The organism is Crassaminicella profunda, assembly GCF_019884785.1.
Classification (GTDB): domain Bacteria; phylum Bacillota; class Clostridia; order Peptostreptococcales; family Thermotaleaceae; genus Crassaminicella; species Crassaminicella profunda.
On sequence record NZ_CP082326.1, the window covers coordinates 1,105,136 to 1,119,859 of the forward strand.

The 14,724-nt window shown below is 31.7% G+C and carries 13 protein-coding genes and 1 other annotated feature; of the genes, 12 read left to right on the forward strand and 1 reads right to left on the reverse strand.

Annotation, left to right across the window (positions count from 1 at the left end; all coding sequences use genetic code 11):
* Positions 1 to 128 precede the first annotated feature (128 nt).
* From K7H06_RS04680 to thrS, 11 genes are all read left to right on the forward strand, one after another.
* On the forward strand, positions 129 to 1,037 hold the full coding sequence (locus K7H06_RS04680) for a methyl-accepting chemotaxis protein (RefSeq protein WP_223038787.1): 909 nt from the start codon (positions 129 to 131) through the stop codon (positions 1,035 to 1,037).
* Positions 1,038 to 1,050: 13 nt separating this feature from the next.
* The gene (locus K7H06_RS04685; RefSeq protein WP_223038788.1) at positions 1,051 to 1,665 is read left to right on the forward strand and encodes a DUF1847 domain-containing protein; all 615 of its coding nucleotides are present in this window, start codon (positions 1,051 to 1,053) and stop codon (positions 1,663 to 1,665) included.
* Between the two features lie 401 nt (positions 1,666 to 2,066).
* Positions 2,067 to 3,557 (forward strand): 4-hydroxyphenylacetate 3-hydroxylase family protein, encoded by a 1,491-nt coding sequence (locus tag K7H06_RS04690; RefSeq protein ID WP_223038789.1) that lies wholly within the window; start codon positions 2,067 to 2,069, stop codon positions 3,555 to 3,557.
* A 66-nt stretch (positions 3,558 to 3,623) separates the two neighbouring features.
* A complete protein-coding gene (locus K7H06_RS04695) occupies positions 3,624 to 3,902 on the forward strand; it encodes a NifU family protein (protein WP_223038790.1) in 279 nt (92 codons plus the stop codon).
* Positions 3,903 to 3,913: 11 nt separating this feature from the next.
* The gene (locus K7H06_RS04700) at positions 3,914 to 4,183 is read left to right on the forward strand and encodes a hypothetical protein (protein ID WP_223038791.1); all 270 of its coding nucleotides are present in this window, start codon (positions 3,914 to 3,916) and stop codon (positions 4,181 to 4,183) included.
* Positions 4,184 to 4,200: 17 nt separating this feature from the next.
* The gene (locus K7H06_RS04705) at positions 4,201 to 5,505 is read left to right on the forward strand and encodes an acetyl-CoA hydrolase/transferase family protein (RefSeq protein WP_223038792.1); all 1,305 of its coding nucleotides are present in this window, start codon (positions 4,201 to 4,203) and stop codon (positions 5,503 to 5,505) included.
* A 20-nt stretch (positions 5,506 to 5,525) separates the two neighbouring features.
* The gene (locus K7H06_RS04710) at positions 5,526 to 6,641 is read left to right on the forward strand and encodes a 4-hydroxybutyrate dehydrogenase (RefSeq protein WP_223038793.1); all 1,116 of its coding nucleotides are present in this window, start codon (positions 5,526 to 5,528) and stop codon (positions 6,639 to 6,641) included.
* Between the two features lie 188 nt (positions 6,642 to 6,829).
* A complete protein-coding gene (locus K7H06_RS04715; protein ID WP_223038794.1) occupies positions 6,830 to 7,594 on the forward strand; it encodes a DUF6873 family GME fold protein in 765 nt (254 codons plus the stop codon).
* 82 nt (positions 7,595 to 7,676) lie between these two features.
* Complete coding sequence (ytxC, locus tag K7H06_RS04720; RefSeq protein WP_223038795.1) at positions 7,677 to 8,588, forward strand: putative sporulation protein YtxC; 912 nt, start codon at positions 7,677 to 7,679, stop codon at positions 8,586 to 8,588.
* 158 nt (positions 8,589 to 8,746) lie between these two features.
* On the forward strand, positions 8,747 to 9,340 hold the full coding sequence (locus K7H06_RS04725) for a DUF445 domain-containing protein (protein WP_246637694.1): 594 nt from the start codon (positions 8,747 to 8,749) through the stop codon (positions 9,338 to 9,340).
* Between the two features lie 100 nt (positions 9,341 to 9,440).
* Positions 9,441 to 9,659: a binding site (T-box leader), on the forward strand.
* A 58-nt stretch (positions 9,660 to 9,717) separates the two neighbouring features.
* On the forward strand, positions 9,718 to 11,631 hold the full coding sequence (gene thrS / locus K7H06_RS04730; RefSeq protein WP_223038797.1) for a threonine--tRNA ligase: 1,914 nt from the start codon (positions 9,718 to 9,720) through the stop codon (positions 11,629 to 11,631).
* Between the two features lie 30 nt (positions 11,632 to 11,661).
* On the opposite strand, the gene K7H06_RS04735 is transcribed toward thrS, so the two are convergent.
* Positions 11,662 to 13,056, reverse strand: coding sequence for an ATP-dependent metallopeptidase FtsH/Yme1/Tma family protein (locus K7H06_RS04735; protein ID WP_343216812.1), 1,395 nt, complete (start codon positions 13,054 to 13,056; stop codon positions 11,662 to 11,664).
* Between the two features lie 483 nt (positions 13,057 to 13,539).
* Between K7H06_RS04735 and K7H06_RS04740 the strand changes: the two genes are divergently transcribed.
* Positions 13,540 to 14,694 carry a DUF3798 domain-containing protein gene (locus K7H06_RS04740; RefSeq protein ID WP_223038798.1) on the forward strand — a complete coding sequence of 385 codons (1,155 nt, stop codon included), beginning with the start codon at positions 13,540 to 13,542 and terminating at the stop codon, positions 14,692 to 14,694.
* Positions 14,695 to 14,724: the final 30 nt, after the last annotated feature.

Below are 14,724 nucleotides of genomic sequence, written 5' to 3' on the forward strand. Positions count from 1 at the left end.
ATGGATAAAGAGGGAATTACTATTTTTCTTGAAAAAATATTTTTTAAACGGAGACTACAGGTTGAAGGGATATTGCTTCGATTGCAGTAATCTTTATGAGGCTATAGGTAAAAAAGGAGACGGAATATATGAGGATCAATCATACACAAATATTAGAAAATCCTGCGTATAAAAATTTGTCAGTTATTTTAGGGAATCATCCAAAAGAATATACGGTTATAGATTATTTAACCATTGCAGCTTTTTATATGCATGCCATATATAGTGAACAAATTGTTGTTGCAGTAGCAGATATAGAGAAATATCGTGTCTATATTCCAGGAAAAAGGATTAATCATAACCTAAAAGCAGGAGATAAACTTGTAAAAGGGTCTATTATGAGTGACGCCATTAATAATAAAAAAAGGATTAGTAAAAAGATAGATGAAAATGTTTTTGGGTTTCCATATATAGGAACGGCTTATCCTATTTATGACCAATCGGGTAAAGTTGTAGCTGGACTAATCATATGTGAAAGTAACGAAGGTTTAGCCAATATGACAGTAGCTGCCTCAGATTTAAATAATGTTTCAGAAAGAATCATAGAGATGGTGGAGGATTTGGAAACTTCAAATGGTAAATTATCTGGTGTAGGAGAGAAATTATCCGAATTATCATCGGACTCTTTAGAAAAGGTTGCAGCTACAGATGAAATATTAAAGTCTATTGGTGGCATTGCAAAGCAATCGAATATTTTAGGAATTAATGCAGCTATTGAAGCTGCAAGAGCTGGGGAATTAGGAAAAGGATTTGGTGTTGTTGCTAAAGAAATACAAAAATTTTCCAATCAAAATGTAAATTCTCTTAAAATTATTGAAGAAACTTTAAAACAAATTTGTGCTTCTTCCGAAAATGTAAATGATGAGGTTGGGCATATAAGGGAGTTTGTGAAAAAACAAGCTGAAGTTATGTCAGAGTTATCCTCAGTTACGCAGCAGTTATATTCTGTAAGTGTCCTACTAAAAGATTTAGCAGAAAAAATGATAGAAAGAAAGTAAAGGAGGAGTTTTTGTGTTTACATGTGCAGACTGTGAGATCATAGGTTGTCGAAAAGGAGAATTTGAAAAAGTACCTGCTAATTGTCCTATAAAAGAAGAGGAAGTTTATGAGTGTGCAAGGGAAGAATATGAGAAAGAAGAAATTAAAAAGTTTATAGATGGAACAATACAACTTGAAAAAGAAGGAAAGGGTAGATGGTCTCGCGTTGAAGAAACCATTCAATTCTGTAAGATGATGAATTATAAAAAAATTGGTGTAGCCTTTTGTTTAGGACTTAAAAAGGAAACAAAAATATTTGTAAAAATTCTTAGAGATCATGGTTTTGAGGTTTCATCAGTGATTTGTAAAAATGGAGGGATTGATAAAAAAGCATTAAGTATAAGTGATGGAGAAGATTTAAGAGGAGTAAGTTGTAATCCAATAGGACAAGCCATGTTGTTGAACAAAGAGGAGACGGAATTTAATATTACTATAGGACTTTGTGTAGGACATGACGCTTTGTTTTTTAAATATGTTGAGGCTCCAACTACTGTGTTACTTACAAAAGATAGGGTTTTAGCCCATAATCCAATTGGCGCTTTGAATTGTGCCCATAGTTTTTATCGTAGAAAGCTAAGAAATAAGTAAGAAATGTTGCTGAAATGCAACGTGAATGCATAAATGCAACAGAAGTATAAAGATAGCTAAATACTTATACATAGCAAAAATTGACTATTATTTAACATATATTTAGGAGAAAAATGTTGCAAATTTGCAACGAAATATAATTGTATATTTTTGAGGATAATAAAATGATAAGTGTAAATATAAATAGTATAAAAGGATATAAACTAGTGAATTCAAATGCTGTGTTGGATTGTTCTAAAAAAAAAATAAAAAAAATTAACAGCTTAAATAATGGCATAGGATTTGCTTAATAGTATAAGTGTAAGAAATAACGAAAAAAAGTTAAAGAATTTCAAAAATGTATGTACAAAAATAAAATATTTTGTTAAAATAATAACAAATCGAAAGGGAGCTGATTTTAAATGGCATTAATGACAAAAGAACAATATCTTGAAAGTTTAAGAAAATTAGATATAAAGGTGTACATGTTTGGAGAATTAATTGAAAACTTTGTAGATCATCCAGTAATTAGACCATCTATCAATTCGGTAGCAATGACTTATGAATTAGCACAAGATGAACAATATGAAGATTTAATGACAGCTACATCGAACTTAACTGGGGAAAAAGTAAATCGTTTTACACATTTACATCAAAGTACAGATGACTTAAGAAAGAAAGTAAAAATGCTAAGACTTCTTGGACAAAAAACAGGATCATGTTTCCAAAGATGTGTGGGAATGGACTCTTTCAATGCTGTATATAGTACAACTTATGAAATTGATAAAGCTCATGGAACAAAATATCATGAAAACTTCAAAAAATATTTAGAATATGTACAAAAGAATGACTTAGTAGTAGATGGAGCTATGACTGATCCTAAAGGAGATAGAGGTTTAGCACCAAGTAAGCAAAAGGATCCTGATCTTTTCTTACATGTAGTAGAGCAAAGAGAAGATGGTATCGTTGTAAGAGGAGCAAAAGCTCACCAAACAGGAGCAGTAAACTCTCATGAACATCTAATCATGCCAACAATTGCTATGAGAGAGGGAGACGAAGCTTACGCTGTATCTTTTGCTATTCCATCAGATGCTGAAGGTATTTTTATGATCTACGGAAGACAAAGCTGTGATTCAAGAAAGACAGAAGAAGGTGCAGATATTGATGTAGGGAATAAAGAATTTGGTGGACAAGAAGCATTAGTAGTATTTGATAATGTATTTATTCCAAATGATAGAATCTTCTTAAATGGAGAAGTGGAATTTGCAGGAATGTTAGTAGAAAGATTTGCAGGATACCATCGTCAAAGTTATGGTGGATGTAAAGTAGGTGTTGGTGATGTACTTATAGGAGCAGCAGCACTTGCAGCAGAATTCAATGGAGCAGCAAAAGCTTCTCACATTAAAGATAAATTAATCGAAATGACTCACTTAAATGAAACATTATACTGTTGTGGTATTGCTTGTTCAGCAGAAGGTTATCCAACAGAAGCTGGAAACTATCAAATCGATTTACTACTTGCAAATGTATGTAAGCAAAATGTAACAAGATTCCCATATGAAATCACAAGACTTGCAGAAGATATTGCTGGAGGACTTATGGTAACAATGCCATCAGAACAAGATTTCAAACATCCAGTAATCGGACCTGTTTGTGAGAAATACTTCAAAGGAGTAAATGTAGTTCCAACAGAGCATAGAATGAGAGTATTAAGACTTATTGAGAATATGACATTAGGAACAGCAGCAGTAGGATATAGAACAGAATCAATGCATGGAGCAGGTTCTCCACAAGCACAAAGAATTATGATTGCAAGACAAGGAAACCTTGCACATAAAAAAGATTTAGCAAGAAAAATTGCTAGAATAGATGAAGTATCTGTAGCAACAAGAGAAGCAGCAGCTACTAAATAATGATTAAATGTTAATTTTAAAATGGGGTGGAAAATTCCACCCCCAACCTTATAATGGGGTGAGGATATGTTTAATAGAGTAAATGAAGTAATAGACAAAATCATAAGACCAAAGTTAAAAGAGCATTATGGAGACATTGAGCTTGTAGAAGTGAAAGAGGGTATTGTAAAAGTAAAATTTTTAGGAGCTTGCAGTGGATGTCCATCTGCAAAATTTACCCTGGAGGATATTGTACTTCGTGATTTACAGGAAAAAATACCTGAAATCAAGGAAGTTTTGCTAGTGACAGAAGTGAGTCAAGACCTTATAGATATGGCAAAAAAAATATTAAATAAGGAAAAGTAGGTAGATTGACTTTGAAAATAGGGATAAAGTACTGTGGAGGATGTAACCCACGGTATGATCGAAAAAAGTTTATAGAGCAAATAAAAGAAGCGTTAGGAGAAAACTTTACGTTTGAAGTTGCAAAAGAAGAAGAAATGTATGATTTTCTTTTAGTAGTGGGGGGATGCACGAATTGTTGTGCAAATTTCACGAATATTCGCACTAAAAAAGGTGTTTTTTGTATAAAAAAGCATGATGATTATGAAAAAGTGATTCATGTAATCAAAAAAATTCATAAATAAGGGAAAGGGTGGAGAAGATGAGTTGGCAAGATGTTTATCAATCTAAATTAACAACTGCAAAAGATGCTGTAAGCTATATTCAATCAGGAAATAGAGTAGTTATTGGTCATGCGGTATGTGAACCTCAAAAGTTAGTTGAGGCGATGGTAAATAATAAAGAACAATATGAAAATGTGGAAATCGTTCACATGGTAGCTATGGGAAAAGGCGAATATACAAATCCTGAAATGGCGCCACATTTTAGACATAATGCATTATTTGTAGGAGGATCTACAAGAAAGGCAGTCAGCGAAGCAAGAGCGGATTATACTCCTTGTTTCTTTACAGAGATCCCAAGACTTTTCAAAGAAGAGTATTTACCAGTAGATGTGGCATTAGTTCAAGTAAGTCGTCCAGATGAACATGGATACTGTAGTTTTGGCCTTTCTGTTGATTATACAAAACCAGCAGCAGAATGTGCAAAGGTAGTGATTGCAGAAGTAAATGATCAAATGCCAAGAACTATGGGAGATTCTTTTATTCATATTTCTGAAATGGATCATATTGTCGAAACTTCTTATCCAATCATAGAACTTCCACCTCCTAGAATTGGTGAAATTGAAAAGGCAATAGGTGAAAACTGTGCTAAACTAGTAGAAGATGGTTCTACTCTTCAATTAGGGATTGGAGCTATTCCGGATGCAGTACTATTATTCTTAAAGGATAAAAAAGATTTAGGAATTCACTCAGAAATGTTCTCAGATGGTGTTGTTGAACTAGTAGAGGCAGGCGTTATTAATAATAAAAAGAAAACTTTACACAAAGGAAAAATGGTTGTAACATTCTTAATGGGTACCAAGAGACTTTATGATTTTGTTGATAATAATCCGTCAGTAGAATTGTATCCAGTAGATTATGTAAATAATCCTTGTGTAATTATGCAAAATGAAAACATTATTTCTATTAACTCTTGTATCCAAGTAGATTTAATGGGTCAGGTAGCTTCAGAAAGTATAGGATTAAAACAATTTAGTGGTGTAGGTGGACAAGTTGACTATATTCGTGGAGCAAGTATGGCAAGAAAAGGTAAATCTATTATTGCTATTCCATCAACAGCATCAAAAGGGAAAGTTTCTCGTATTGCTCCTTTTATTGATGAAGGTTCAGCTGTTACAACATCACGTAATGATGTAAATTATGTAGTTACAGAATATGGTATTGCACAATTGAGAGGAAAGAGCTTAAAAGAAAGAGGTAGAGCCCTTATCAATATTGCTCATCCAGATTTTAGACCAATGTTGATTGAAGAGTGGGAAAAAAGATTTAATTGTAAATTTGAATAGAGAATAGGAAGGGGATTATTATGAAATTTTTTAAATTACCAACACAAATCCATAAATTTAATGATTTTAAAACTTTTGCAGAAGAATTCCAAATTGGAGAAAATGATTTAGTACTTACCCATCAATTCCTTTTTGATCCTTTTATGAAAGCATTAGACTTAAAAGCAGATTTTATCATGCAAGAAAAGTATGGTGTAGGTGAACCATCTGATGAAATGATCGATGAAATTTTAGCAGAAGTAGTTGATAAACCATATAAAAGAATTATTGCAATCGGTGGAGGCTCAGTAATCGATATTGCAAAACTATTAATCTTTAAAGATGGTAAAAACGCATTAGATATGTTTGAAAAGAGAATTGATTTCATAAAAGATAAAGAATTAATCATTGTACCTACAACTTGTGGAACAGGAAGTGAAGTAACAAATATTTCTATTGCTGAAATCAAATCAAAGCATACAAAGATGGGTCTTGCCATTGATGAATTATATGCTGATTATGCAGTACTTGTTCCAGAACTAATAAAGGGTCTTCCATACAAATTCTTTGTATTTAGTTCAATTGACGCGTTAATTCATGCTATTGAATCTTATGTATCACCAAATGCAAATGACTTTACACAAATGATCAGTGTAAAAGCCATTGAAATGCTTTTAAAAGGATATATAGAGATTATTGAAAAAGGTGAAGATTACCGTCAAGAATTATTAGAAGATTTTGCAGTTGCCAGTAACTATGCAGGAATCGCTTTTGGAAATACAGGAGTTGGAGCTGTACATGCGCTGTCGTATCCATTAGGAGGTACTTATCATGTTCCTCATGGAGAAGCAAACTATCAGTTCTTTACAGAAGTATTTAAAACTTATAACCGAATAGATCCTAATGGGAAAATCAAAGCGTTAAATACTTTCTTAGCCTCTCTATTAAATGTAGATGAAACTGAAGTATATGATGCTATTGAAAAAGTACTTGACAAGCTTTTAAGTAAAAAAGCTTTAAAAGAATATGGTATGAAGGAAGAAGAAATTGAAAGCTTTACAGATAGTGTACTTGAAAAGCAACAAAGGCTTCTTGCAAACAATTATGTTCCACTTTCAAGAGAAGAAATCTTAAATATCTATAAGAATTTATATTAAAAAGTGCAGATATGAAATCATATAAAAACAAGAATTCCTAAGAAAAAGGAATTCTTGTTTTTATATAAAGATATAATCATAAATTTAAAGTCTTTATAATAGATTTTTGCCAAATTTAAATGCAACTAAAATTCATTTATACAATATAAAATGATATACTATGGAAAAATAAGAAGACAGGTGATAAAATGAATGAAAAATTTTTAGATACTCCCTTTTTGCCTCAACGTCATGTTAAAGTAGCGCTTGTAGATGGTCGTGTATCCCATAACTTTATGAATAATTTAAAAAGTATGGGTATAAATATAATAAAGACACCTTGTTGCAAAGAACTATATGGTGCAATCTCCTATCATCCAGATATATTGTTGCATCCTATAAAAGGAAAAGATGTGGTTGTAGCACCAAATGTTTATGATCCTTTAGCAAAGCTTCTTGAAAAATATGGATTGAATGTAATAAAAGGAGAAACAACTTTAAGAAGGAACTATCCAGATAATATTGCATATAATATAGCAAGAGTTTCTAATTTTGCTATACATAATTTAAAATATACCGATAAATCTACATTAAAATTACTTGAAGAGAACCAAATAGAGTTGATTCATGTGAAACAAGGATATTCAAAATGTTCAATCTGTATTGTGAATGAAAGAGCCATCATTACATCTGATAGAGGCATTGCAAAAACAGTAGAAAAATATGGAATAGACCCTTTAGTAATAGCACCTGGATACATAGATCTGCCAGGAATTGAATATGGATTTATTGGAGGAATTTCAGGGCTTATTGGGAAAAATAAAATAGCTTTTTCAGGATTTTTATCTTATCATCCTGATTATGATAGAATTTTGAAATTTTTAGCAAAATATGAAGTAGAACCAGTATTTCTAGAAAATAAGCAACCAATAGATATTGGCTCTATCATACCTGTTTTAGAAATGGCATATTAAGAAATAAATGTAATCAACTATTTTGAATATCACTTCTTATTACACATATACTACTAATACAGTAGGAGAAGGAGTGAAAGAAATGACTTTAATGACAATAATACTCAATGAATGTTGGAAAGATATTTACAATAGATTAGATCATGAAATGGATTTTTTTTTAAAAGATGGTATCATCATAGATAAAAATATTGAAAAGATAGGAAGAGAAACATACATTAGTTATTCTGTGGAAGAAACTTGTTTAAAATATTATACAATAGATGAGTTTGAACACATTTTTAAATATTATATAGCAAATATTTTTTCAGAGATTATTATTCATGATATGGAAGAAAAAATGGCTTATGATATTTTGTCTAATGAATATGATTATTTTGGTTTACAAGAAAGGAAGGCGATTCTTAAACATTTTAATAATATACAGAAAGATGAAATGTACAAATATGAAAAAGGGAGCAGTTGTACCATTAGTAGAAGAACTAAAATAGTGCAGCAAATGATGGATTATTTCATAGAAAATGATGTAATTCATTTGGAAGGTTTTCTTCGATTTAGATTAAGAAGCTATATTGAAGAGTTGGAAAATAGTATAGATAGAGCAGTAGAAGATTTTTTAATGGAAAAGGAGTATAACGAGTTTATAAGACTTTTAAGATATTTTGTAGATATTCAAGAAGCAAAAATAGATACAGTAAATGTACTTATGACAGAAGATGGAAATTATCAGCTTTACGATGATAAAAACAAAATGATAAAGAATGAATATCTTGAAGACTTGGCACTTGAGATGGCAGACAAGGATATAAGTTATGATGATTTATTAATCAGTTCTTTGATTACCTTGGCACCCAAAAAAATTATTATTCACTTTTCAACAAATTCTTCCAAAAAGGAAATTATAGATACAATTCAAAATGTTTTTTCAGATAGAGTATACATTTGCACGGAATCTAATCTATGTGGATCTATTCATAATCTTAAACAAGAGTAGAGAAAAACTCTACTCTTAATTATTTGCAATGAAAGGCATTCTATTGTATTAGGTGTATAACTATGCTATACTGAATACGAAAAATACATACATCCAATATATAAATGGAAATGTTTTTGCAAAAGATAATATAGTAGAGGTGAAATACATTGTTTTGGATGAAATTATTTATTTTGGCAGCAGTAGGATCAATCATTGGATGGATTACCAATGTATTAGCAATTAAATTTATTTTTAGACCTTTAGAGCCCATACATGTGCCTTTATTTAATATGAAGATACAAGGATTGATTCCTAAAAGGAAAGCAGAACTTGCCCAAAGTGTAGGAGAAATTGTAGAAACAGAGCTTATATCTATGGAAGAAATTATCGATAAATTTGTTGAAGATGAAAATAAAAGCGAAATCATCTTTAATATTAAAAGAAAAATAAAAAAAATTGTAGATGAGAAACTTCCAAGCTTTATTCCCAGTGCGTTTAAAGGAATGATTGAGGAATATATTGATGAGATTATTGATAAAGAAGCAGATAAAGCTATTACTGAATTAACAGAAAAGATGATACATAGGGCTACAGAAAAAGTAAAGATTGCTGAAATTATTGAGGAGAAAATCAATGATTTTGAACTGGAGAAATTAGAAGAAATAGTACTTCGTATTGCTAAAAAAGAATTAAAGCATATAGAAATTTTAGGCGCTATTATTGGATGTGTAATAGGCCTTATTCAGGGGATTGTTATACTTATACCATAAATTTTCATTGTTTATGTATAAAAAAGGAAAATTTGAACAAACTTATTGACAAATACTGAAAATATTTTTATAATGAAACAAAGCTAAAAAAGATATAAAGTGAAAAGCGATGAAAAAGGAAAAGTACTATAGATTCAGTCAAAAGAGAGAGGATGTCATAGGCTGTAAGCATTCTTTGATATGACTATAGGAAAAACTACCTTTAAGCTATACCTGATTAGCCAAAAGGTGAAAAGGATATGGGTTAGGCAACCTTAATGCCTTTGAGTGGATTGAATCAATCTGGGTGGAACCGCGGGAGATACCTCTCGTCCCAAAGAATTACTTTGGGACGAGGGGTTTTTATATTTTAAGCAAAATTAAAGGAGGCAGTATAGATGGAACAAGTAAAAATAACATTAAAAGATGGATCAGAAAAGGTCTGTAAAAAAGGAATAACAATACTTGAAATTGCAAAAGAAATTAGTGGAAGACTTGCAAAAGAAGCAGTAGCAGGAGAAGTAGATGGTAAGGTTGTAGGTCTAAGCTATGCAATTGAACAAGACTCTGAATTAAATATTTTAAAATTTGATGATGAAGGGGCACAAGAAGTTTTTAGACATACAAGTTCTCATATTTTAGCACAAGCTGTAAAAAGATTATTTCCTAATACAAAACTTGCAATAGGACCAGCTATTGACAATGGATTTTACTATGATTTTGATTCAGAACATAGATTTACAGAAAGTGATCTAGAAAAAATTGAAAAAGAAATGAAAAAAATAGTTAGTGAGAATCTAGAATTAGAAAGATTTGAATTGCCTCGTGAAGAAGCAATTAAGTATATGAAGGAAAGAGAAGAAGGGTATAAAGTAGAATTAATTGAAGATTTACCAGAGGATGCAGTAATTTCTTTTTATAAGCAAGGGGATTTTGTGGACCTTTGTGCAGGACCACATCTAGTGAGTACAAAGTCAGTAAAAGCAATAAAATTATTAAGTCTTGCAGGTGCTTATTGGCGTGGAGATGAGAAAAGAGAAATGCTTCAAAGAATCTATGGTACATCTTTCCCTAAACAAAAATTATTAGAAGAACATTTAAATAGATTAGAGGAAGCGAAGAAAAGAGATCATAGAAAAATAGGAAAAGAATTAAAATTATTTACAATCCTTGAAGAAGGACCAGGATTTCCATTCTTCTTACCAAAGGGAACACAGCTTAAAAATACTTTGATGGACTATTGGAGAGATGTTCATAGAAAATGGGGATATGTTGAGGTAGAAACTCCTATTATATTAAATAAAAAGTTATGGGAGACTTCTGGACATTGGTATCATTATAAAGAAAATATGTATACTTTAAAAATTGATGAAGAAGATTATGCCATAAAGCCTATGAATTGTCCAGGTGGAATGCTTGTATATAAAACAGATATGCATTCTTATAGAGATTTTCCTATTAGAATGGGTGAAGTAGGAAGAGTTCATAGACATGAATTATCTGGTGCTCTTCATGGACTTATGAGAGTTAGAGCTTTCACACAAGATGATGCACATATCTTTATGCTTCCAGAACAGATTAAAGATGAAATCAAGGGAGTAGCAAAATTAATCGATGAAGTTTATACAAGATTTGGATTCAAATATAATGTAGAATTATCTACAAGACCAGAAGATTCAATGGGTACAGATGAAGAATGGGAAATGGCGGAAAGTTCATTAAAAGCTGCATTAGAAGAATCAGGATTGCCTTATAAATTAAATGAAGGAGATGGCGCATTCTACGGACCAAAGATTGACTTCCATCTAGAAGATTGTATTGGTAGAACATGGCAGTGTGGTACCATTCAACTTGATTTCCAATTACCACAAAGATTCGATTTGACATATGTTGGAAAAGACGGAGAAAAACATAGACCTGTAGTCATCCATAGAGTTGCCTTTGGTAGTATTGAAAGATTTATAGGTATATTGATAGAGCAGTTTGCTGGAAAGTTCCCAACTTGGTTAGCACCTGTTCAAGTAAAAGTGCTTCCTATTGCTGATAAATTTATGGATTATGCACAAAAAATTGTAGAAACAATGAAAGAAAATGGGATATATGTGGAACTAGATGATCGAAATGAAAAAATTGGATATAAAATTCGTGAAGCTCAATTAGAAAAAGTTCCTTATATGATTATTGTTGGAGAAAAAGAACAAGAGTCAAATACGATATCTGTTCGTTCAAGAGATGAAGGAGAACTTGGTAGTCAAGAAATTGAAAGTTTCATAAACAAAGTAAAAGAAGAAATTAAAAATAGAACATTATAACATATAAAAGAGAGTCATTATGACTCTCTTTTATATATTTAGGCTACATTTTTTTTCATGAAGTTTTAAAATATTTTCTAATTCTTCTCCAGTAAGGGTTTCTTTTTTATAGAGTTCATTAGCGATGGAGGATAGTAAATCTGTATTACTCTCTAAGGTTACAAATGCCTCTTTATAGCATCCATCTATTATCCCTTTTATTTCTCCATCAATTAAAGGATAACAGTTTTTTATTAAGGTAGGTTCAAATACACGGTTTTTTAAATTACTCATACCATATTCACAAACCATTTGATAAGCAATGGTGTTTGCTTTTTGTAAATCATCTCTTGCACCTGTTGAAACCTCTCCAAAAATAATTTGTTCTGCACATCTACCGCCTAATAAAACTTTTATTTTATTTTTAAGTTCACTGGTTGTGGTTAAATAGCGATCTTCTTCAGGAGCATACATAACATAACCTAGAGCTTCGCCCCTTGGAACAATAGATACTTTTGAAACCAGATCACAATTCAGTATTTTTCCCATCAAAGCATGACCAGCCTCATGAAAGGATACTTTTCGTTTTTCTTTATCTAGAATAACAGCATTTTTTCTTTGAAGGCCTGCAATAACCTTTTCGATGGCTTCATTGAATTCATTGATGCCAATGTCTTTTTTATTGCTCCTTACAGCTAGTATTGCAGCTTCATTGGCAATGTTAGACAGGTGAGCTCCTGACATGCCGTGAGTTCTTTGAGCCAATTCTTTTATATTTACACTAGAGGCAATAGGTTTGTTTTTTGTATGAACCAAAAGAATTTCTTCTCTTGCATGTAAATCAGGATTTCCTATAAACATGTGCCGGTCAAATCTACCAGGTCTTAAGAGCGCTTCATCTAAAAGATCTAATCGGTTTGTTGCACCAATTACAAGAATTGTTTGTTCTGAGTGAAAACCATCCATTTCTATGAGTAGTTGGTTTAAGGTTTGATCCTTTTCATTATTACTTTCAGAGGTCCTTTTAGCACCGATGGCATCTATCTCGTCTACAAATATGACACTTGGAGAAGCTTTTTTTGCCTTTTCAAAAAGCGTTCTTACTCTTTTGGCTCCTACACCAACATATTTTTCAACGAATTCAGAACCGCTAGTAGGGAAAAAACTAGAGTCAGTTTCCCCAGCAAGAGCTTGTGCAAGCAATGTTTTTCCTGTTCCAGGAGGACCATAAAATAAAATTCCTTTAGGAATGGTAGCTCCCATTTTATGATATTTAGTAGGATTCTTAATGAAGTCAATGATTTCAAATAATTCTTCTTTTACTTCATCAAGTCCAGCAACATCATTGAAACGAACAGCAGGTTTGTTAGTATTGTTATTTTGTTTATCATCTTTTTCCATTTTTATGTGAACAGGCTCTAGTTGAGGAGATTTTTCTAATTTCATACAGTAAATAAATAAGCCTATACATAAAGAAATCAGAAGAAATCTATAGGTATTGTTCATGTGTATAGGAACAATCGTTCCACTGAAAAAGTTCTTAGGAATTAGAAGACTAATCAATAGAACAAAGCCGAAAAAAATGAAAAAACGCTTCTTACGAGAGATAGTTCATCACCTTCTTTCTAAATTCTTTATTATTAGTTTTCCCACGAAAGGAGGAAAAATATTAATGAAATAAATAAATTTTTATTGCAAAATAAAATATCAGAAAATAAAAAAAATTACATATTATGAAAAGGAAAAATAAAACATATATAGAATATAAATACATATAAGTCAAAAATGAGAAAATTCAAAATAAAAAGAAAATGGAATGAAATAGGACATGGTCTGCATAGTAATAAATTAGACTGAAGAGTTTTATAGAAAAGAGAAAATAAATGTTGATTCTCTTTTCTAAAAAAATAAAAAATAGGAGGAATTTCAATGTTCAAAAAGTTTTCAGCAATTCTTTTGGTTGTACTGATGTTAGTAAGCCTTGCAGCTTGCGGACAACAACCAGCATCAGAGGAACCAGCAACAGCAGAAAATTCTGAGGGAAATTGGAAAATTGGTATTATGACGGGTACTGTTTCTCAAAATGAGGAAGAGTATAGAGCAGCTCAAAATGTATTAGAAAAGTATGGAGAAGAACATGTTATTGTAATGACTTATCCTGACAAATTTATGGATGAGCAAGAAACAACAATAGCAAATGTTGTAAGTATGGCATCTGATCCTGATGTTAAGGCGATTATTATCGTTCAGTCTGTTCCTGGAACTTCAGCAGCTATTGATAAAGCAAGAGAAATAAGAGATGATCTTTTATTCGTATGTGGTGTTCCTGGAGAAGATCCAAAGATGATTGCATCTAAGGCAGATGTTGTATTTGCTATGGATGAGTTATCTATGGGTCATACATTACCAGAGCAGGCTAAGAAACAAGGGGCAACTAAGTTTGTTCATTATTCATTCCCAAGACATATGTCTTATGCACTTCTTTCTGCAAGACGCGATTTGCTTAAAGAGCATTGTGAGAAATTAGGACTTGAATTTATTGATGCAACAGCTCCAGATCCAACAGGTGATGCAGGTGTATCAGGGGCACAACAATTTATATTAGAAGATGTTCCAAGAAAAGTTGAACAATATGGAAAAGATACAGCATTCTTTAGCACAAACTGCTCTATGCAAGTACCTCTTATTAAAGCTGTATTAGATGCAGGGGCAATATATCCTCAACCTTGTTGTCCATCTCCATACCATGGGTTCCCTTCAGCATTAGGGATTAAAATTCCTGAGGATAAGAAAGGGGATATTGATTTTGTAGTAGATCAAATTACAGAAAAAATAGCAGAAAAGGGTGGTACAGGAAGATTTTCTACTTGGCCAAGACCTTGTGCTATGATGTTTGTTGAAGCAGGAGCTGAATATGCAAAAGCATATATTGATGGAGAAACAAATGGAAAATTAGATATGGAAAAAATAAATGAAAAGTTCAAAGAATATGCTGGAATAGAGGTTACTTTAACACCATTAGAAGAAGGTGGGAAAAATTATGATAACTATCTAATGGTATTGATGGATTTCTTAAACTTCTAATGACTCATTATTTATAGAATACATAAATAT

Excerpts from the sequence above, each read along its gene's own strand:
- K7H06_RS04680 (WP_223038787.1), top strand. The coding sequence starts at position 129 with ATGAGGATCAATCATACACAAATATTAGAAAATCCTGCGTATAAAAAT.
- K7H06_RS04690 (WP_223038789.1), top strand. The coding sequence starts at position 2,067 with ATGGCATTAATGACAAAAGAACAATATCTTGAAAGTTTAAGAAAATTA.
- K7H06_RS04695 (WP_223038790.1), top strand. The coding sequence starts at position 3,624 with ATGTTTAATAGAGTAAATGAAGTAATAGACAAAATCATAAGACCAAAG.
- K7H06_RS04705 (WP_223038792.1), top strand. The coding sequence starts at position 4,201 with ATGAGTTGGCAAGATGTTTATCAATCTAAATTAACAACTGCAAAAGAT.
- K7H06_RS04710 (WP_223038793.1), top strand. The coding sequence starts at position 5,526 with ATGAAATTTTTTAAATTACCAACACAAATCCATAAATTTAATGATTTT.
- K7H06_RS04715 (WP_223038794.1), top strand. The coding sequence starts at position 6,830 with ATGAATGAAAAATTTTTAGATACTCCCTTTTTGCCTCAACGTCATGTT.
- ytxC (WP_223038795.1), top strand. The coding sequence starts at position 7,677 with ATGACTTTAATGACAATAATACTCAATGAATGTTGGAAAGATATTTAC.
- K7H06_RS04725 (WP_246637694.1), top strand. The coding sequence starts at position 8,747 with ATGAAATTATTTATTTTGGCAGCAGTAGGATCAATCATTGGATGGATT.
- thrS (WP_223038797.1), top strand. The coding sequence starts at position 9,718 with ATGGAACAAGTAAAAATAACATTAAAAGATGGATCAGAAAAGGTCTGT.
- K7H06_RS04735 (WP_343216812.1), bottom strand. The coding sequence starts at position 13,056 with ATGAAATTAGAAAAATCTCCTCAACTAGAGCCTGTTCACATAAAAATG.
- K7H06_RS04740 (WP_223038798.1), top strand. The coding sequence starts at position 13,540 with ATGTTCAAAAAGTTTTCAGCAATTCTTTTGGTTGTACTGATGTTAGTA.